Source organism: Actinoallomurus oryzae (assembly GCF_039541955.1).
Lineage (GTDB): Bacteria > Actinomycetota > Actinomycetes > Streptosporangiales > Streptosporangiaceae > Actinoallomurus > Actinoallomurus oryzae.
Map to the genome: position 1 here is coordinate 136,185 of NZ_BAABHF010000050.1, position 18,271 is coordinate 154,455.

General features: G+C 71.3%; 15 protein-coding genes. 9 read left to right on the plus strand and 6 right to left on the minus strand.

The window, feature by feature from the left end:
* Positions 1–40 precede the first annotated feature (40 nt).
* Positions 41–1,057: a glycosyltransferase family 2 protein gene (locus tag ABEA10_RS42440; protein ID WP_345473953.1), complete on the plus strand. Its 1,017-nt coding sequence runs from the start codon at positions 41–43 to the stop codon at positions 1,055–1,057.
* Here ABEA10_RS42440 and ispD read toward each other — a convergent pair.
* On the minus strand, positions 1,020–1,739 hold the full coding sequence (gene ispD, locus ABEA10_RS42445; RefSeq protein WP_345473955.1) for a 2-C-methyl-D-erythritol 4-phosphate cytidylyltransferase: 720 nt from the start codon (positions 1,737–1,739) through the stop codon (positions 1,020–1,022). The two genes, ABEA10_RS42440 and ispD, sit on opposite strands and share 38 nt — an antisense overlap.
* A 267-nt stretch (positions 1,740–2,006) precedes the next feature.
* On the opposite strand from ispD, the gene ABEA10_RS42450 reads away from it, so the two are divergent.
* The 6 genes from ABEA10_RS42450 to ABEA10_RS42475 all read left to right on the plus strand — a co-directional run bounded on the left by ABEA10_RS42450 (position 2,007) and on the right by ABEA10_RS42475 (position 7,949).
* On the plus strand, positions 2,007–3,632 hold the full coding sequence (locus tag ABEA10_RS42450) for a CDP-alcohol phosphatidyltransferase family protein (RefSeq protein ID WP_345473957.1): 1,626 nt from the start codon (positions 2,007–2,009) through the stop codon (positions 3,630–3,632).
* 125 nt (positions 3,633–3,757) lie between these two features.
* The gene (locus ABEA10_RS42455; RefSeq protein ID WP_345473959.1) at positions 3,758–4,522 is read left to right on the plus strand and encodes a DUF5941 domain-containing protein; all 765 of its coding nucleotides are present in this window, start codon (positions 3,758–3,760) and stop codon (positions 4,520–4,522) included.
* A complete protein-coding gene (locus ABEA10_RS42460) occupies positions 4,519–5,250 on the plus strand; it encodes a phosphocholine cytidylyltransferase family protein (protein ID WP_329251345.1) in 732 nt (243 codons plus the stop codon). The genes ABEA10_RS42455 and ABEA10_RS42460 overlap by 4 nt, the downstream gene beginning before the upstream one ends.
* A 17-nt stretch (positions 5,251–5,267) precedes the next feature.
* A complete protein-coding gene (locus ABEA10_RS42465; RefSeq protein ID WP_345474054.1) occupies positions 5,268–6,323 on the plus strand; it encodes an iron-containing alcohol dehydrogenase family protein in 1,056 nt (351 codons plus the stop codon).
* Positions 6,301–7,092, plus strand: coding sequence for a CDP-alcohol phosphatidyltransferase family protein (locus tag ABEA10_RS42470; RefSeq protein WP_345473962.1), 792 nt, complete (start codon positions 6,301–6,303; stop codon positions 7,090–7,092). The genes ABEA10_RS42465 and ABEA10_RS42470 overlap by 23 nt, the downstream gene beginning before the upstream one ends.
* Before the next feature lie 23 nt (positions 7,093–7,115).
* Positions 7,116–7,949, plus strand: a complete 834-nt coding sequence (locus ABEA10_RS42475; RefSeq protein WP_329262150.1) for a glycosyltransferase family 2 protein — start codon at positions 7,116–7,118, stop codon at positions 7,947–7,949.
* 260 nt (positions 7,950–8,209) lie between these two features.
* Here ABEA10_RS42475 and ABEA10_RS42480 read toward each other — a convergent pair whose 3' ends face one another.
* Complete coding sequence (locus ABEA10_RS42480; RefSeq protein ID WP_345473964.1) at positions 8,210–8,518, minus strand: hypothetical protein; 309 nt, start codon at positions 8,516–8,518, stop codon at positions 8,210–8,212.
* A gap of 212 nt (positions 8,519–8,730) precedes the next feature.
* Here ABEA10_RS42480 and ABEA10_RS42485 point away from each other — a divergent pair, with 212 nt between their 5' ends.
* Positions 8,731–9,576, plus strand: coding sequence for a hypothetical protein (locus ABEA10_RS42485; RefSeq protein WP_345473966.1), 846 nt, complete (start codon positions 8,731–8,733; stop codon positions 9,574–9,576).
* A 43-nt stretch (positions 9,577–9,619) separates the two neighbouring features.
* Here the strand turns inward: ABEA10_RS42485 and ABEA10_RS42490 are convergent, their stop codons facing one another.
* The 3 genes from ABEA10_RS42490 to ABEA10_RS42500 all read right to left on the minus strand — a co-directional run bounded on the left by ABEA10_RS42490 (position 9,620) and on the right by ABEA10_RS42500 (position 15,070).
* Positions 9,620–11,644: a hypothetical protein gene (locus ABEA10_RS42490; RefSeq protein WP_345473969.1), complete on the minus strand. Its 2,025-nt coding sequence runs from the start codon at positions 11,642–11,644 to the stop codon at positions 9,620–9,622.
* Positions 11,641–13,584 carry a hypothetical protein gene (locus tag ABEA10_RS42495; protein ID WP_345473971.1) on the minus strand — a complete coding sequence of 648 codons (1,944 nt, stop codon included), beginning with the start codon at positions 13,582–13,584 and terminating at the stop codon, positions 11,641–11,643. Before ABEA10_RS42495 ends, ABEA10_RS42490 begins: the two co-directional genes overlap by 4 nt.
* A gap of 64 nt (positions 13,585–13,648) precedes the next feature.
* Positions 13,649–15,070, minus strand: a complete 1,422-nt coding sequence (locus ABEA10_RS42500; protein ID WP_345473973.1) for an SDR family NAD(P)-dependent oxidoreductase — start codon at positions 15,068–15,070, stop codon at positions 13,649–13,651.
* Positions 15,071–15,411: 341 nt separating this feature from the next.
* Between ABEA10_RS42500 and ABEA10_RS42505 the strand changes: the two genes are divergently transcribed.
* Positions 15,412–17,133, plus strand: coding sequence for an outer membrane protein assembly factor BamB family protein (locus tag ABEA10_RS42505; protein ID WP_345473975.1), 1,722 nt, complete (start codon positions 15,412–15,414; stop codon positions 17,131–17,133).
* Between the two features lie 17 nt (positions 17,134–17,150).
* On the opposite strand, the gene ABEA10_RS42510 is transcribed toward ABEA10_RS42505, so the two are convergent.
* Positions 17,151–18,239 carry a glycosyltransferase gene (locus ABEA10_RS42510; protein WP_345473977.1) on the minus strand — a complete coding sequence of 363 codons (1,089 nt, stop codon included), beginning with the start codon at positions 18,237–18,239 and terminating at the stop codon, positions 17,151–17,153.
* Between the last annotated feature and the right edge of the window lie 32 nt (positions 18,240–18,271).

Consider the following 18,271-nt stretch of genomic DNA (forward strand, 5'->3'; position numbering starts at 1 on the left):
TGCGGCGTTCCTCGCGTTCGTACAGTACCGTGGCGCCGTCATGAATCCCTCGCCTAACACACCCCTTGCCGGAAACCGCGTCTGGCCGGCGGTGTCAGTGATCATGCCGGTGCTCAACGAGGAGCGCCATCTCGCCGAGGCGGTCGGCGGCATCCTCGGTCAGGAGTATGCCGGTGAGCTCGAGCTCGTGCTGGCCATCGGCCCTTCTCGTGACCGTACGCAGGAGATCGCCGAAAAGCTCGCGGCCGACGACCCGCGGATCGTCATCGTCCCGAACCCCACCGGGCGCACCCCGCAGGGGCTCAACGCCGCCATCAAGGCCTCCCAGTACTCCATCGTGGTCCGGGTCGACGGACACTCGCTCCTGCCGCCCGACTATGTGCGCGCCGCGGTGGAGACGCTGGAGGAGACCGGCGCGGACAACGTCGGCGGCATCATGGCCGCCGAGGGCGTCACGCCGTTCGAGAAGGCCGTGGCGCGTGCGATGACCTCCAAGATCGGCATCGGCAACGCGCCGTTCCACACCGGCGGTGGCGCCGGGGAGGCGGACACGGTCTACCTGGGATCGTTCCGGCGCAGTGCCCTCGAACGCGTCGGCGGGTACGACGAGACGTTCGTCCGCGCGCAGGACTGGGAGATGAACCACCGGATCCGCCAGACCGGCGGCAAGGTGTGGTTCACGCCCCGCATGCACGTGACGTACCGGCCCCGGCCCAACATCCGGGCGCTCGCCAAGCAGTTCTTCCACACCGGCCGCTGGCGGCGGGTCGTGGGCCGCGAGCACCAGGGCACGCTGAACCTGCGCTACCTCGCGCCGCCGATCGCCGTCGTGGCGATCGTGGCCGGCGTCGTGGTCGGCGCGATCGGCTTCTGGCCGGCCTGGATCCTGCCGGGCGGGTACGCCGCCGCCGTCATCCTCGGCTCGGTGCCGACCGGGCGCGGCCTGCCGGCGTCGGCGTGGCTGCGGCTGCCGATCGTGTACGCGACGATGCACCTGTCGTGGGGGCTCGGCTTCCTGCTCAGTCCGCCGAGCCTGGGGCGTTCTCGCGAGACGTGATCTGCTCGGCGACGATCAGGTCGACCGGGTGCGTGATCTTGATGTTCTGCTCGCTGCCCGGCACCACGACGATCGGCACGCCGGGCAGGTAGCGGTGCACCACGCCGCAGTCGTCGGTGGGCGGGTTCGCCGCGAACTCCGGGTCGGCGAGGGCGCGCTCGTACGCCGTGCGGATCGTGGCCAGCCGGAACCCCTGCGGCGTCTGGAACCGGCGCAGGCTGCCGCGGGGCGGCATCTCGACCACGCGGTCACCCTCGACCACGACGACCGTGTCCGATGACGGCACCGCCACCGCCACCGCGTCGGCGTGTTCGAGCGTCGCGACGCACTCGGCGATGATCCGGGCGTCCACGAACGGCCGCGCGGCGTCGTGGAACAGCACGCGCGTGTCGCCCGGCCGGTTCTCCAGAGCCGACAGCGCGCAGAGCGTGGAGTCCGTACGGCTCGCGCCGCCCGCGATGACGCCGGTCACCTTCGGGTACGGTCCGGCGGCCAGCTCCGCGGCGGCGAGGTGGCCGGGGGCCATCACGACCAGGATGTCGTCGATCTGCGGCGCGGCGTCGAACGCGGCGATCGCGCGCGTCAGGATGGGGCGCCCGCCCACCGTCGCGAGCTGTTTCGGCGCCTCGAGGCCGAGCCTGCGGCCCGTCCCACCGGCCAGGATCACGGCCGTCGTCGTCATGGGCGTCATGAGGCATGCACTCTACTGTCCGCGCCTGCGGAACAGCGGTCGCGAGCGACGGTAACCTATGGGGACTCTCCATCCATCCGTCCGGCGGACGAACGGATGTTCACGCGAGAGCGGCGGCAAGGTTACGGTCGCGGTATGGTCGGCGCTCGTATCTCGCGGCGTTCGCCGGAGATGACCCCCAACACCTGAAGGACTGCCTGACATGACGTTCGGAGGGCGCCGATGACGTTGGCAGTGGTAGTCGCGACGGAGACCGTCGTGCCTGAGTCCTCGCCGACGGCCGGCCTCGCGCTCCGCGGCGGCACTGTGATCGGCCGCCTGCTCGAGCAACTCAAGTCCCTCGACGTGGGCGACCGCCGTGTGATCACCCGTCCCGGCACCGCAGCCGAGCTCCGCGACCTCGGTTGTGAAGTGATCGAGTCCAAGGGGCTCGCCGAGGACCTGCGAGAGATCGCGCGCGTGGCCCGCGAGGCCACCGAGCCGATGCTGGTCGTGCACGGTGACGTCGTGGCGCACCGTGAGGTGTTCGCCCGCCTCGTGTTCAACTCCAAGGCCCCCGCGTCGGCTTCGGCCACCAGAGTACGGCCCATCGGCGACGCGCCCACGCGCCCCGCCCTGAAGATCCGGCGCGGCCGGATCTCCTCCGCCGGCACCCGCTTCCACCAGGTAACCGACCCCAACGCCCTCTTCCGCGGCGTGCTGCGCGTGGGCGAGGAGGAGACCGGCACCCTCGCCGCGGTGGCCGAGCGGTTCGCCGAACTCGTCGACACGCCCGACGGCCTCACCGAGATCAGCCCGGTGCGCATCCTGTGGAGCGGCCCGGACGAGACCGAGGCCGGGGTCCAGGAGGAGGCCGAGGCGCAGAACACCGGGCTGCCTCCGGTCCTGGCCAGCACGCCGGTCACCGGCGACGACGCGCCGGCCCTGCTGGTCACCGGCCTGGTCCGCTCCGGCGTGAAGGTCACCGCCCGCGGCAGCCGCGAGCTCGTCTGCGAGCGCGTCCTCGACCAGGATCAGGCCGCCGCGGCCCAGCAGGCCGTCGACGCCGTCGACGAGGACCGGGTGCGGCTCAACGCGGCGGTCAAGAACAACGACGGCTTCTTCACGACCTACGCGGTCAGCACCTACTCGCGTTACATCGCCCGCTGGTGCGCCAAGCGCCGCTGGACGCCCAACGGCGTCACCGCGATCTCGATGGGGATCTCGGTGGTGGCCGCCGCCTGGTTCGCCACCGGACACCGCTGGGGCATGCTCCTCGGCGCGGTGTGCCTCTACTTCGCGTTCGTCTTCGACTGCGTGGACGGGCAACTGGCCCGCTACACCCGGCAGTTCAGCACGCTGGGCGCGTGGCTCGACGCGACCTTCGACCGCGCGAAGGAGTACACCGTCTTCGCCGGACTGGCGGTCGGTTCGTCCGCCGCCGCGGTGGGCAGCTCGGTGCACGGCGGCGACGTCTGGTACCTGGCGGTCGCGGCGCTGACCGTGCAGACGTGCCGGCACATGGTCGACTTCGCGTTCGGCGCCTCCAAGCGCCGCAAGCCGCCCGAGCCGATCCCGGTGCTGGCCCTGGAGATGCCCGACGACAAGGTGCTCGACGAGCCCGAGCCGCAGAAGAGTCGGCCGAAGGGCGGCGGCCTGGGCCACCTGGCGGTGTGGCTGTCCGGCCGGTCGGAGAAGGTCCGGGTCTTCCACTGGTTCAAGAAGATCATCGTGCTGCCGATCGGCGAGCGGTTCGCGCTGATCGCCCTCACCGCGGCGATCTTCAACGCCAAGGTGACGTTCATCGCGCTGCTCACCTGGGGCGCCATCGCCGCCTCGTACACCATCGGTGGCCGGTTCCTCCGGTCCCTGACCCAGCCCAGGGCGGCCCGCCTTGACGCCTGAAACGACAACTGAACTTCTGCAGGGAGTGAGCGACCGATGAGCCGGAGCGAGCGCGCCGCAGCGAGCGGAGTGGACGGCCGAGGCACGAGGTCGGCCGCGCAGCGAGTGAGGAGCGGGAGCGACCGATGAGCACCGTGCTTCCCGGGGGTATGTCGTCGGGGGCGCCCGAGCAGCGGCCGGCTCGGAGCGAGGCGTTCACCTTCCACGGCGACCGGCTGGTCGCCTACCGTGACGACGGCCCCGTCTCCCACCTGCTCGGCCGGCTCAGCGGCGGTCAGCTCCCGCCCCTGCTCCCGCTGCTCGTCGCCGGCATCGTCACCGGCATCCTGCTGATCGCCGGCGTCAACGGCCAGACCAGCCCCGCGATCTTCGCTCCGGTGCTGGCGCTGCTGCTGTGCGGACCGGCCTCGACGCACCCGCACAGCGGCCGCCTCGACTGGCTGGTGCCGCCGCTCATGCGCGCGATCGAGTACGGCTACCTGGCGACGCTCTGCTTCGCGCACGACGTCTCCAAGCCGCTGACGTACGCCTTCATCGGCATACTCGCCTACCACCACTACGACACCGTCTACCGCACCCGCCAGCGCCTGTGGCCCGCCAAGTGGGTCTTCCGTGCGGGTCTGGGCTGGGACGGCCGCCTGCTCATCGCGGCCGTGGCCACCCTCGTCGGCGTACTCCCGATCGTCATCGCGGTGCTCGCCGTCTATCTCGGGCTGCTGTTCGGCATCGAGAGCGTCTACACCTGGACGCGCACCGGCACCGGCAAGGGCGTCATGGTCGACCTCGAGAACGAGGGAGACACCACCGGGGGAACCTCGGCGCAGCAGCAAGAAGAGGAAGCCGCGGCGGAGCAGGCCGAGGCGAAGCAAGCAGAGGAGGCCGTTCGATGATCGGCATGGTTCTCGCCGCCGGTGCCGGACGCCGGCTCCGCCCCTACACGGACACGCTCCCCAAGGCGCTGGTGCCCGTGGACGGCGAGACGACGATCCTGGACATCGCACTCGGCAACCTCGCCGAGGTGGAGCTCACCGACGTCGTCATCGTCGTCGGCTACCAGGCGGGCGCGGTGGAGGAGCGCAAGGCCGGGCTCGAGAGCCGGTACGGCGTCGACATCACCCTCGTGCACAACGACAAGGCCGAGGAGTGGAACAACGCCTACTCCATGTGGCTCGCCCGTGAGCACTTCAAGGAGGGCGTGCTCATGGTGAACGGCGACACCGTCCACCCGGTGAGCGTCGAGCGCACCCTGCTGGAGAACCGCGGTCCCGACGTCCTGCTCGCCATCGACGACGTGAAGAAGCTCGCCGACGAGGAGATGAAGGTCATCCTCGGCGCCGACGGGCACCTGGAGCGCATCACCAAGCTGATGGACCCGGCGAGCGCGAACGGCGAGTACATCGGCGCGACGCTGCTGGAGCCGGCCGCCGCCGAGCCGCTCGCCGACGCCCTCAAGGCGACCTGGGAGCGCGACCCGAACCTCTACTACGAGGACGGCTACCAGGAGCTGGTGAACCGCGGCGGCAAGATCGCGGTCGCCCCGATCGGCGCCGTCGACTGGGTCGAGGTCGACAACCACGACGACCTGGAGAAGGCCCGCCGGATCGCTGGTCTTTACTGATGCCCCTGCTCACGCGGATGCTCCCGGCTCCGCTGTCGATCGACGTACGCCGGGGTGCGATCGCCCATCTCGGTGAGCTGCTCGCGGACCGGCGCATCGCGACCGAGGGCCGCGTCGCCATCGCGGTCGGCCCGGGCCAGGGCGACCAGATCGCCGAGCACGTACGCCCGAGCCTGGCGGCCTGCGAGGTGTTCCAGGTCGAGGGCGCGTCCGTCGACGCGGCCATGGCCCTGGGCTCCCGGCTGCGCAGCGGATCGTACGAGGCGGTCGTCGGTATCGGCGGCGGCCGTACGATCGACGCCACGAAGTACGCCGCGACCCTCGCCGGCATGCCGATGGTGTCCGTCGCGACCAACCTCTCCCACGACGGCATCTGCTCGCCCACCGCCTCGCTGGAGCACGAGAAGGGCAAGGCGTCGTTCGGCGTGACGATGCCGCTCGCCGTGATCGTGGACCTCGACTACGTGCGCTCGGCGCCGGAACGCCTCGTACGGGCCGGCATCGGCGACGTGCTGAGCAACTTCTCCGCCGTCGAGGACTGGATCCTGTCGAACCGGGAGCAGAAGGACCCCATCGACCGGCTCGCCCTGACCCTGGCCCGCACGGCCGGCGAGGCGCTCATCCACCAGCCCCGCTCCATCGAGTCGGACGAGTTCCTGACGGTGCTGGCCGAGGGGCTCGTGCTGTCGGGGATGGCGATGTCGTTCGCCGGGTCCTCCCGGCCGGCGAGCGGCGGCGACCACGAGATCCTGCACGCGATCGACGCCCTGTTCCCCGGCACCGCCAACCACGGCGAGCTGGCCGGGCTCGGGGCGGCGTTCTGTTACCACCTGCGCGCGACGCATCTGGGTGAGGGCACCGAGCGCCTCACCGAGATCGTCGCGAGCCTCGACCGTCATGGGTTGCCCAAGGCTCCCCAGGACATCGGTCTGACCGCGGAGCAGTTCGCCCAGGCGGTGGCCTACGCTCCCCAGACCAGGCCGGGTCGTTACACCATCCTGGAGCACCTCGCCTTGGACGAAGGTGCCCTGCTGAAAGCGGTACGCGAATATGTCGGCACCTTCGCTGGCTGAGGTCAAGGCGGGCGGACAGCCGCCCGGCCTGAAGAACCGGCGCAACGAGGAACACTGGGCGGGTCGCCTCTACATGCGCGACATCTCGCCCCTCTTCACCTGGCTGTTCGTCCGGATCGGGTTCAGCCCGAACCAGCTCACCTACATGATGATCGCCTGCGGCATACTCGGCGGCGCGGCCGTCGCGGTCTCCGCGGGCGGCACCACGGGCCTCGTGTGGGCGATCGTCGGGGCCGTGCTCATCCAGGCGTACCTCCTGCTCGACTGCTCCGACGGCGAGGTCGCGCGGTTCCGCAAGCGCACCTCGGTGACCGGGGTCTACCTCGACCGGATCGGGCACTACATGTCCGAGGTCGCGCTGCTGGCCGGCCTCGGCGTACGGGCCCAGGGCGCCTGGGAGAACGGCGGGTACGTCGAGCTGGGCCTGCTCGCCGCGCTCGGCGCCGCGCTGATCAAGGCCGAGACCGACAACGTCGTGGTGGCCCGCGCCAAGTCCGGCCTGTCCGCCGACCCGGCGACCGGCGACCGCGCGCTGCGGCCCGAGTCCACCGGCCTGGCCCTCGCCCGGGAGGCCGTCTCGCTGCTCAAGCTCCACCGGATCATCGGCGCCGTCGAACTCTCCCTGCTGATCCTGGCCGCCGCCGTGGTCGACAAGGTGACCGACACCCTCACCGCGACCCGGGTTCTCGCCGTCGCGGTCGCCATCGTCGCCGTGGTCCAGACGGGCCTGCACTTCGTCAGCGTCGTCGCCTCACGGAGGCTCAAGTGAAGCTCTCGGTGGTCGTCCTCACCATGGGCAACCGCCCGGTGGAGCTCAAGAAGGCCGTCGACAGCGCGCTGAGCCAGAAGGGCGTCGACGTCGAGATCATCCTCGTCGGCAACGGCGCGGACGTGCCGGGCTCCTGGGGCGACGCCGTACGCGTCGTGCGGCTCCCGGAGAACGTCGGCATCCCCGCGGGCCGCAACCGCGGAGTCGAGGCCTCCACCGGCGAGGTGATCCTGTTCCTCGACGACGACGGCTGGTACGAATCGACGGAGCTGGGCGCGTACCTGCGCGACCGCTTCACCGCCGACCCGAAGCTCGGCATCGTGTCGTTCCGGGTGCGCGACCCGGAGGGCGGCCCGGGCGAGCGCCGGCACGTGCCCCGGCTGCGCGCGGGCGACCCGCTGCGCTCGTCGGAGGTGACGACGTTCCTGGGCGGCGCCTGCGCGGTGCGCCGCGCGGTCTTCGACGCGGCCGGCGGGCTGCCGGAGGACTTCTTCTACGCCCACGAGGAGACCGACCTCGCCTGGCAGGCGCTGAACGCCGGCTACCACATCGTGTACGACGCGGAGTGCGTGATGTTCCACCCCGCGGTCGCTCCGACGCGCCACGCGATGTTCTACCGGCTGAACGCCCGCAACCGGGTGTGGCTCGCCCGCCGCAACCTACCGTGGCCGGTCGCGCTGACGTACCTGACGGTGTGGATCGGCATGACGGTGCTCCGCGAGCGGAAACTGTCGTCGCTGCGCCCGTGGTTCGGCGGCTTCCGCGAGGGCTGGCGCAAACCGGCGGGCCCCCGCCGCCCGATCAGGTGGCGCACGGTCTGGCGCATGACCCGCCTGGGCCGCCCCCCCATCATCTGACCTGCGTCCCTCGCCGGCCTCGCCGGTGCGCGCCTCGTACCGCTCGAGCGCGGCCTCGCCGCCCGGACGGAGGAGGAAACGGACTCCGCGGTCTCCGGGAAACGCGTCCCGGTGATCGAACCCGCCGAAGTAGATTTCGGCCGGTACCCGGCCGGGGAACGCCGCGCAGTACGGCACCCACTCGTCCAGCGACGACTCCGCCGCCGGGTCGTGGCGCTGGCGCAGGTGGGCGCAGGCGTCGCAGACGGTCGGTTCGCGGATCACAGCGGCCCCTCGAGGTAGTGGTCGATCACGTCCCCGACCGCCCGGGCGAGGGCACGCGGCTCCGAGCTCAGCCGGTATTCGGTGAACGCCTCCGCCACCATCTCCGTCGGGTTCGTCGCGCCGTACATCGAAAGTTCTGCCTGGATCAGCCCTCGCATCGTGTCGCCATGCGGCACTGAGAGGTCGTACGGCCGGCCCAGCACCGAGGAGACCCGCGACTGGAGTTCGGCGGTCGCGCCCCTGGTCGTCCTCAGGTCCTGGAGCAGCTGGTGCCCGAACTCGTGCACGACCAGCCCGCCGACCACGTCGGTCGCCGAGCGTTTGGACGCCCAGCCGCTGATGACGTCCTTTGCCAGGGCGTACTCGCATCCGGCCGCAGGGCGTGGACCTCTCAGGCCGTGTCGGCGGACCCGGCGCGCCGGTCCAGGAGCCGTGGCACGCGGTATCTCTGAGGAAATATTCTAGATCTTTTCTAATTACTCTCCGCAATCAGTCCGCGACCTTTAGCGTCCCTATCATGCCGACCCAAGAACACGACGTCCTCGCCGAGTTGTTCCGCTGGCGCCCCGCGTTCGCGGCCGACCTCGTCAGCGCAGCCGGCGTGGACCTGCCGGACGTCCGGGGAGCATCACACTGCTCGGAGTCCTTCACCGACCTCAAGACCAGCGAGTACACCGGTGACGGGGCCGTGCTGTTAAACCTCGACTCCGGCAGGCTTGGCGTCGTGGTAGAGATCCAGCGCCAGCCGGACGAGGAGAAGCCGTGGACCTGGCCGCTGTACATCGCCACACTCCGCGCTCGCGAGCGATGTCCGGTCATTCTCTTGGTGGTCGCTCCGAAACGGAGTGTCGCCACATGGTGCGCCAGAACCATCGAGACAGGCCACCCCGGCCACACCCTCACCCCGCTGGTCCTGCAACCGGACCATGTCCCCCCACTGACCGACCCGAAGGACTTCGTTGCCGACCCGCTGATGGGCGTGCTATCGGCGATGTATCACGGCGACGGCCCGCAGGGTATGGAAGTGTTGCAGGCAGCGTCGAGCGGCACCGACCTCATCGCCGACGCCGACCGACCGCTCGCCCGCCGCTACGTCGACTGCGTCCTCGCGGTCCTTCCCCAAGCCGCCCGCCACGCCTTGGAGGCGCTCATGATGACCGACTCAGAGTTCTACAGCGACACCTTCCGAAACGCTGAAGCCCATGGCAGGGCCGAGGCCGTAGTGATGTTTTTGCAGGCCCGGGGCCTCACTCTGACAGAGGCACAGAAAGAGCGCATCAGCGGCTGCCGGGACGTGACGCAACTCCATACCTGGATAGTGCGCGCTGCGACCGTCGAGGCGGCCGACGAGCTCTTCGGCTGATCGCCGACAGAGCTCGTCGTGCCGCTCCGGCGGTGGGGCCCGTTCACGCCTTGTCGGCGACCTCCAGGGCGGTGCGGGTGCGCTTGGCGGCCAGGGCGTTCACGGCGTCGGTGAAGCGGGTCATCGCGTCCGGCTCGTCCGCGCCCAGCAGGTCGTGCTTCAGGGTCCGTCTGCGGTCGGCCATCGGGTCCTCGCCCTCGGTCGCCACGGCCGCCAGCACCTCGCTCAGGCCCGTGCAGTCGCGGGGGATGAGGTAGGCGGCCGACGCGCTCGGGTTCTGGGTGCGGAACTCCGTGTCCGGCAGGTTCGCGCCGTTCGTCACCGCGTACGGCTTGCCGCTCGCGATGAAGTCGGCGACGACGCTCGAGATATCGGTGATGAGCAGGTCGGCCCGGTTGAAGCACGAGTACAGGTGCGGGATCGTGCCGGTCACCACGCGGTGGCGCCACCAGCCCTCGGCCGCCCAGTACGCCTGCTCGCACTGGGCCGCGGTGTCGCGCCACAGGGCGTCGCCCGCCAGGTCCGGCTCGGCCGCGCGCCGTGACTCCTCCGCCTCGTCGGCCGCGCGGCTCGACTCCCGGCCCAGTGCCGTCAGCCTCGCGGTCAGCACCTCCAGGTCGCGCCGGGCCGTGGCGTAGCGGGCCGGGTCGGCGGGCCACTGACCACTCGCGTCGCGGGCCGCGTTCGCCTCGGCGATCATGCTGACGATCTTCTGATGGGCGCGGCGTACGGCGGGGTCGTTCTTGCCGGCCATCGGGTGCGGCTTGTAGAGCAGCCGGATGTGCGGCGCGTGGTCCAGCAGCGCGCGGACCAGCTTGACGCCCATCACCGCGACCGAGGTGTGGTACGGGTCGCCGGTCCAGCCCTCCCAGGTCGGGGCGTACAGGACGGTGAACATCGGGTCCGGGGTGACGCCGGTGGTGTCGATCGGCGCGAGCTGCGGCCGGCCGACCTCGACGATCTCGTCGTCGCGCACGCCCGCGTCGCTGCGCCGGTACCGCTCGCGCCCGGCCGGCCCGGCCACCCAGACCTCGTCGTAGACCTTGCTGAACGGGCTGAAGCTGGCCGCCTTGTCGCTGTCGCCGTGGCCGATGAACACGCAGCCGATGTCCGGCAGGCGCAGCATGTGGATGTTCTTGCCGGCGTTGGCGGGGAACAGCGCGACGCGCGTGGTCGGCGGCATCGGGAAGTTCATCATCTCGGTGCCGCCGGGGAAGCACAGGACCGGCGAGGAGGTGCGGCCGAGCAGCGGCATGTTCCCCCGCTCCCGCATGATGATCATCTTCTTGTGCGGCAGCCGGTCGAACGTCTCCAGCCACATGTTGACCTGGTACACGCAGTCGTCGGCGCCGGAGAAGTACAGCACCACCTCCGGCCCGTACGCGGCGATCTCCTCGGCGACCTCCTTCAGGGTCCGTTCGCCGTCGGCCAGGTGCCGGTTCAGCCGGACGTGCCAGGCGGCGAGGACGAGCGCGACCACGCCGGCAGCCAGCGCCACCACGAGCCCGGCGGCGACCGGTCCCGGGGTCTCGAGCCAGACCGTGAGCACGGCGCCCGCCAGCACCGGCACGTCGAGATAGATCATCGACCGGTGCTCCCGCACCGTCGCCGGCGGCGGTGCGGGAAGGCGCAGCCGCGTCAGGTCGATGCCCCGGGTGATCACCGGGAGCTTGCGCCGTTCGATCACGAGAACGGCGAGGGATGAGTGCGCCGTGCGCAGGACGTGCAGCAGCACCAGCGCCCCCGCGGCCGTGGCGAACCAGCCCGCGGACAGCGTCGCCGACCGGGCCAGCATGACCAGCACGGACACGTCCCGTATGGTCGCGCGCAGCGTCAGGCCGAGGCCGACCTGGCTCAGCGCGGCGTTGAAGTACGTCGCGCGACGGGTCAGCAGCGACTCGGTGACGTAGCCGGTCACCGCGAACACGGCGACGAACAGCGCGCTCGGCCACACGGCGGCGACGACGAGCAGGGCGTACGACAGGACGAGGCCGCCGGCGATGACGGGTCCGGCGGTGTCGCCTCCGAAGCGGCGGCCGATCTTGGAGAGGAGCTGTGACGGGTTCACGCTGCTGGCCGATCGTCGTCGGTGCGGGTGAGGGACTTGGCGGCGAGCGCGGAGACGGCCGCGTCGAACCGCTTGGCGGAGTCGAGGCCGTCGGGTCCGAGCAGGTGAGCGCGCAGCTCGCGCCGCCGCTCGGTGAGCGGGTCGGGGCCCTCGCCCTGGGCGTACGCCAGGATCTGCCCGAGCTCGGTGCAGCCGGGACCGATGAGGTACGCCGCGAGGGCCGCGGTCGGGAACAGCTCCCGGAACTCCTCGTCGCTCAGCCCCTTGACGTTCGTCACCGCGTACGGCTTGCCGCTGACGATGAAGTCGCCCGCCACGCTGGAGATGTCGGTGATGAGCAGGTCGGCGTGGTTGAAGCAGTCGTACACGTGCGGCCGCGGGCCGGTGATGACGCGGTGCCGCACCGGCCCGCCGGCCTGCCAGTACGCCGCGGTCCACGCCTCCTCGACCTCGCGCCGGTCGTCCGACGCGCCGGCCGCGGCGCTGTCCCGCGTGAGCTGGGCCTCGTCGCCGGCGGTCTCGTCTCCGGCGAGGGCGTCCAGGCGCCGGGTCAGCGTCTTGAGCCGGTCGGCGTGCTCGCCGCCGCTCGCCGGGCGTCCCGCGTTGGCCCGCTCGATCATCGCGACGATCTCGTTGTGACGCTCGATCGCCTTCGGGTCGCGGGTGCCGGTGAGCGGGTGCGGCTTGTAGAGCACCCGGACCTGCGGCGCGTGCTCGAGCAGCGCCCGGACGATCGCCGGCCCCATCGTCGCGACCGAGCTGTGCGCCAGGTCGTCCGACCAGCCCTCCCAGGTGGGCGCGTACAGGACGGTGAACATCGGGTCCGGGGTGACGCCGCTGGTGTCGATCGGCGCGAGCTGCGGCCGGCCGACCTCGACGATGTCCTCGTCCCGTACGCCGGTACGCATGGTCAGATACCGTTCGCGCCCGGCCGGCCCGGCCACCCAGACCTCGTCGTACGCGCGGGCGAACGGGTTGAAGCTCGCCGGCTTGTCGCTGTCGCCGTGGTTGATGAAGGCCGACCGGATGCCGGACATCCGCAGCATGTGGAGGTTCTTGCCGACGTTGGCCGGGTACAGGGCGGTGCGGATCGATGACAGGTCGAGCCGCACCATGTCCATCGCCTTCGGCACGCACAGCACCGGCGTCTTCGTCCGGCCCAGCAGCGGCACCATGGGGCGCTCGCGCAGGATGATCACTGCCTGGCGGTCGAGCTCGTCCACCGTGGAGAGCCACATGTTGGCCTGGTAGGCGGAGTCGGGCGAGCCGGAGAAGTACAGCGCGACCTCCGGCCGCAGCTCCGCCAGCCGCTGGTTGACCAGGTCGAAGACCCGGTTCTCGTCGCCGAGGTGGCGGTTGCGCGCGGCGTGCCGCGCCATGACCGCGAAGGCGACGAGGCCGAGGACGTACGTCGCGGCCAGGCCGCTCGCCCCGCCCCGCAGGCCGAAGAGCCCGGCGAGCAGGACCGGCAGCACGTCGAGGTGCAGCATCGTGCGCGAGTGCCGGGTGGTGAGCTGCGGGCTCGGCGCGTCCGGGATGCGCAGCCCGGTGAGGTCGATGCCGCGCGTGACGACGGGGAGCCGCCGGCGGCGGATGACGTAGAGGGTGAGCGCGGAGTACGCCCCGCGCAGCGCGTGCAGGCCGAGCAGGCCCAGCGCCAGGACGGCGAAGACGGTGTCGCCCGCGTGTCCCTGGCGCGCCAGCAGCAGGAGTACGGCGAGTTCGCGGATGAGGAACCGCACCGTCACGCCGGTGTGGGCCTGGGCGAGCCGCTCGCTGACGGGGAGTTCCTCGCGCGAGGCGACCGCGTCGGCGACGTAGGCGATCAGCGCCGTGACGACGAAGGCCCAGGCGCTCGGCCACAGTGCGGCCACGACCGTCGCGGGATAGGACAGGACGAGCGCGGGGCCCGCCGCAGCCCGTACAAACCGATGAGTCATGAACCCTCCTTCGTCGGAGGGGGTGACCACAGGCGCGCGTTTTCTGTTCTCTCGCTCCGCTCGGTCATCGGGCGACCGCCGTCGGGTCGTGGCGGCGGATGTCGACGGTGTGGCCGGTCAGCCCGGAGATGAGCACGTCGATCGAGGTCATCGCCACGTCGCGGGAGGACAGCAGCGTGCCGGGTGGCTCCTGCCCGAACGCACGCGTCCGCATCGGTGTGGCGGTCCGTTCGGGGTTGATGCAGTTGACGCGTACTCCGTCGTCGGCCCACTCGTCGGCCAGCGCCTGGGTCAGGTTGACGGTGGCCGCCTTGGCCGAGGAGTAGAGGCTGTAGCCGGCGCGGCCCCGCGTGTAGCTGCTGGAGGTGTAGAGCAGCAGCTGTCCCTTGGTCTCGCGGAGGTAGCCGATGGCCGCCCGCGCGACCCGCAGCGGGCCGAGGTAGTTGATCCGCAGCGACTCGTCGATGATCGCGTCGTCGAGCTCGTCGAGGCGCCCGGTGTGCAGCACGCCCGCGGTGTTGACGACGTAGTCGATGCGGCCGGTCTCGCCGTACGCCTTGGCGAGGGCGTTCTCGATGTCCTGCGTGTTCTCCACGTGCGTCCCGGTCTCCGAGCGCGAGAAGGAGTACACCTTCGCGCCGAAGGAGCGGGTCAGCTCGGCGATGTCGGCCCCGATGCCCTGGCTGCCGCCGAAGATGACGACCGTCTTGCCGGTCAGGCGGCTCTCGTAGCCGCCGTGGTCCTCCGGCGACGGTGGCGGCGCCTGGGAGGACAGCTGGAACAGCTTGTCGGCGAGGAACACGTCGACCGGGTGGGTGACCTTCATGTTCTGCTCGCTGCCGGGCACGACGACGATCGGCACGTCGGGCAGGTAGCGGAGGACGACGCTGCAGTCGTCGGTCGCGGTGACCTTCCCGCCGGTGAAGTCCGGGTCGGCGAGCGCCAGCGCGTACGCGTCGCGGATCGTCGACAGGCGGAAGCACTGCGGCGTCTGCCCGCGCCGCAGCAGGTCGCGGCGGGGCACGTCCTTGATGACCGTGCCGCCGTAGTCGTCCACCCTGATGATGGTGTCGGCCGAGGGAATCGCCACGTCGACGGCTTCGTACCGTTCCAGAGCCGTGACGCAGTCCTCGATGACGCGGTGGTCGATGAACGGCCGAACGGCGTCGTGGAAGAGGACGTTGGCCTCGGGCGAGGTCGCGCCGACCGCCTCGATCGCGCGCATGGTGGTCTCGGTACGCGTGGCGCCGCCCTCGATGACGCGGGACACCTTCGTACATCCGGAGGAGGCGACGATGGCCTCGGCCTCGGCGGTGAAGCCGGGGGTCATGGCGACGACGATCTCGTCGATCTGCGGGGCACTCTGGAAGACCTGCAGCGTGTGCTGCATGATCGGCTTGCCGGCGATCTTGACGAGCTGCTTGGGGATCTCGAGCCCCATCCGCTGCCCCGTGCCACCTGCCAGGACGACTGCGACGTTGTACAACTTGGGTCCGTCCTCTGTCTGATAGGTGCAAGCGAGGATAGCGCCAGATATCCGGTAAAAAACGACAGATGAGTTATGTGAAGGCTACGTAACAGTCATCTGAGAATTCGGTTACTTGATCAACGTTTTACGCCGCCCGAGCGTCTCCCGCGTGGGACCGCGAGGGGTCGCGACCCCGTACGATCCCGGTCCGGTGCGGCGGAAACGCCTTGACCGGTGCCGTCATGCCGTCATCATCGGTGGCAGGCGTCCAAACCCCGTACGCTCGGCAGTCCCGGAATCTGGAGGTGATCGCGGTCGAGTCCGCACGGAGCCGTTGGCGCGCCGTGCCAGGGGTTCTCGTGACCTTGGTCACCGTCGTCTGCGGCGTGATCCTCGCCGACCGGCTCATCCTCCAGGCGGAGTGGTGGCAGGTGAACCGCACCGTGACCCACGCCCCGCACCCGCCGCTCGCCGACCTGGGCCCTCCGCCCGGTCCCGTCACCGTGAGCTGGCAGCTCAGCACTCCGGTGGCCGACAGCGAGCTGCCCGCCTACGACCGGGTCGCCTACACGGTCATGGAGGGCGAGCTCGTCGTCGTGTCCGGCCACGGCCTGACCGTCCGCGACGCGCGCACCGGCCGCGAGCGCTGGCACTACTACCGCGGGCAGTGGTCCCTGCTCGGGTGGGCGCGCACCGGCCACGTGCTCGTCGCGTACCTCGAGCGCACCGGCCACCGCGGCAACCGCCTCATGGTCGGCCTCGACGCGGTCAGCGGCACGCTGCTCTGGCGCCAGCGCGGCGACGTGCCGGCCGCGACCGAACGCAGCACGCTGCGCTGGCCGGCCGGCTACGGAGTGGTCATCGTCACCGAGGACGGCCGGCACACGCTGTACGGCCGCGCCGCGGCGACCGGCCGGCGCGTGTGGAGCAAGCGCCTCGCACACGGCTGCCTGCTGCCCGAGGCCGTCCCGTACGGCTCGGCGGCCAGCGATGGCGTCGCCGCGTTCGGCCTCGACTGCGGCGCGCGCGACCGCACGCTGGCGATCGATCCGCGTACCGGGCGCACCCTGTTCACGACCAGCGCCGCGCATCCCGCGGTGTCGGTCAGCGGTAACGTGACCGTCGTCTTCGACGGCACCGGCCTGCACGCCTACGACCGGAACGGCCGGGAGTTCCTGGTCCGCCGGGGCGAGGGCGTCTGCCGCGACATGTGCCCGGCCGTGGCGAACGGCGGGCGCCTGTTCATCGCCTACGACCTGGCCCGCGGGCCGGAGAACGGCACCGAGACGCGGAGGCTGGAGTCGATCGACATCGATTCCGGGTCGCTGTCCTGGCGCCGCGACATGTCCGGGTACACCGCGCTGTCGGTGTCGGGCGGCCTGCTGTACGGCCTGCGCTCCCGGCTCGCCGACCCGCTGCTGCCCGCCGGGATCGACGTGATCGACCCGGCCACGGGCGCCGGCACCACGGTGCCCGCGCCGCTGGTGACCCGCCCGGGCCTGGACGGCGTACGGCCCTGGCTCGCCGCCGGCGGCGGACTGCTGTACGTGGCCGTGCCGACCGCGCGTCCGCGTCCCTTCGGCGCGGCGCGGCTGGTCGCCCTGCGCGGCGGGGTCCGCGGGGCGGGGCCGCCGGAGCTGGCCGGGGTGCCGGCCCGCGACTGGCCCGACGCGTGCTCCCTGCTGACCAAGCACGACCTGCCGCGCGGATACGCGCCGGAGCCGACCACGGTGCAGATCGAGGGCGTCCGTCTGCGGGCCGGGTGCACCTACCGCCTCCGCCACCACAAGCACCGGACGTCGGACGGCCCGGAGCGCGAGGCGGCCACCCTCTCGGTCACGGTCCAGTGGGTCGCGGCCGACGCGAAGGCGGCCTCGGCGCTGTTCTGGGCGGCCCGCGACACGCAGAGCGGCGCCCGCGACCCGGTGAAGGCCGGCGACGCGGCGTACGGGCTGGGCGCACCGTCGGGAACGGTGGTGATGCAGGTGGACCGCACGATCGTGACGGTCACCGCCAACGTGCCGAACCGGGCCACGCAACTGGCGACGCTGATCGCCACCCGGCTACGCGCCGCCGCCTGATCTTCCTCGGGCGGGGGTCAGGCTCTCACGGAGGCCCAGTCCTCGAGCTGGGCGACGAACAGGCGTGCCTGTTCGGGCCAGTGGAAGCGGGCGCGCGCCGCTTCGTGCCCGCGCTTGCCCATCTCCAGCCGCAGTGCGGCGTCGTCGCGCAGCCGCCGGACCGCCGCCGCCGTGGCCGCCGGATCCTCGAACGGCACGACCAGGCCGCAGCCGCTCTGCGTGACGATCTCCGCGGCGATCGGGTTGGGCGTGGTGATGACCGGCAGGCCCCGCGCCATGTACTCCACGACCTTGGTCGGCATCGAGTGCCGGTAGTTCGGCGAGTCGTGCAGCAGCGCGAGCCCCGCGATGGCGCCTTCGGCCATGCGCAGCGCCCGGTCGTTCGGCACGAAGCCGTACCACCGCAGCACGCCCGTCCGCTGCGCCTCGCGCAGCAGCGGCCGTACGCCGGCGTCGGCCGCGCCGATGAGCTCCAGCGTGATCCCGTCGGCCTGAAGGATCCGCGCGAGCTCGATCAGGTCGGCGGCGCCGCGGGCCATCGAGAGCTGCCCGACGTAGACCACCCGCTCGTCGCCCGGCGGTGCGGGCGGGACGTCCGGGACGTTCGTGGTGTTCGGCACGACGAGATGGGTCTGGCGGAACCGCGTGCGGTACCCCTCCTCGGCCAGCAGCAGCTTCATCCGGCGCTCCGCGCGCCGCTCCAGCCGCCGTACGGCGAACCGCAGCGGTATCCGCATCGGTGCCGGCAGCCAGCCCTTCGCGCCCAGGGCCGCCGCGGTGTCCTCGTGGACGTCCCAGACGGTGCGTGAGCGCAGACGGCGCGGCACCGCGAGCAGCAGCTCGGGATCGTGCAGCAGGACGAGGTCGGCCTCCGCGCCGCGTTCGCGCAGCACGCGCCGCGCCATCCGCAGCGCGTGCAGCCGGCGGCGGCCGGTCGCCCGCGGCACGTCCACCGGAGTGATCTCCGGCCAGGGCGTGACATTGCACGCGCGGAAAGGCGCCATGTAAGTGATCTGGTGACCCGCGTCGAGCAATGCTCGAATCTGCCGGTGCAGAATTCGCGCGTCCTCCGGATGGTGCACGACCGTACAGACGAAAACACGCATTGATTTCACTTCACCGTGAGTCTCTTGTGGGA

Excerpts from the sequence above, each read along its gene's own strand:
- ABEA10_RS42440 (WP_345473953.1), top strand. The coding sequence starts at position 41 with ATGAATCCCTCGCCTAACACACCCCTTGCCGGAAACCGCGTCTGGCCG.
- ispD (WP_345473955.1), bottom strand. The coding sequence starts at position 1,739 with ATGACGACGACGGCCGTGATCCTGGCCGGTGGGACGGGCCGCAGGCTC.
- ABEA10_RS42455 (WP_345473959.1), top strand. The coding sequence starts at position 3,758 with ATGAGCACCGTGCTTCCCGGGGGTATGTCGTCGGGGGCGCCCGAGCAG.
- ABEA10_RS42460 (WP_329251345.1), top strand. The coding sequence starts at position 4,519 with ATGATCGGCATGGTTCTCGCCGCCGGTGCCGGACGCCGGCTCCGCCCC.
- ABEA10_RS42465 (WP_345474054.1), top strand. The coding sequence starts at position 5,268 with ATGCTCCCGGCTCCGCTGTCGATCGACGTACGCCGGGGTGCGATCGCC.
- ABEA10_RS42470 (WP_345473962.1), top strand. The coding sequence starts at position 6,301 with ATGTCGGCACCTTCGCTGGCTGAGGTCAAGGCGGGCGGACAGCCGCCC.
- ABEA10_RS42475 (WP_329262150.1), top strand. The coding sequence starts at position 7,116 with ATGGGCAACCGCCCGGTGGAGCTCAAGAAGGCCGTCGACAGCGCGCTG.
- ABEA10_RS42485 (WP_345473966.1), top strand. The coding sequence starts at position 8,731 with ATGCCGACCCAAGAACACGACGTCCTCGCCGAGTTGTTCCGCTGGCGC.
- ABEA10_RS42495 (WP_345473971.1), bottom strand. The coding sequence starts at position 13,584 with ATGACTCATCGGTTTGTACGGGCTGCGGCGGGCCCCGCGCTCGTCCTG.
- ABEA10_RS42510 (WP_345473977.1), bottom strand. The coding sequence starts at position 18,239 with ATGCGTGTTTTCGTCTGTACGGTCGTGCACCATCCGGAGGACGCGCGA.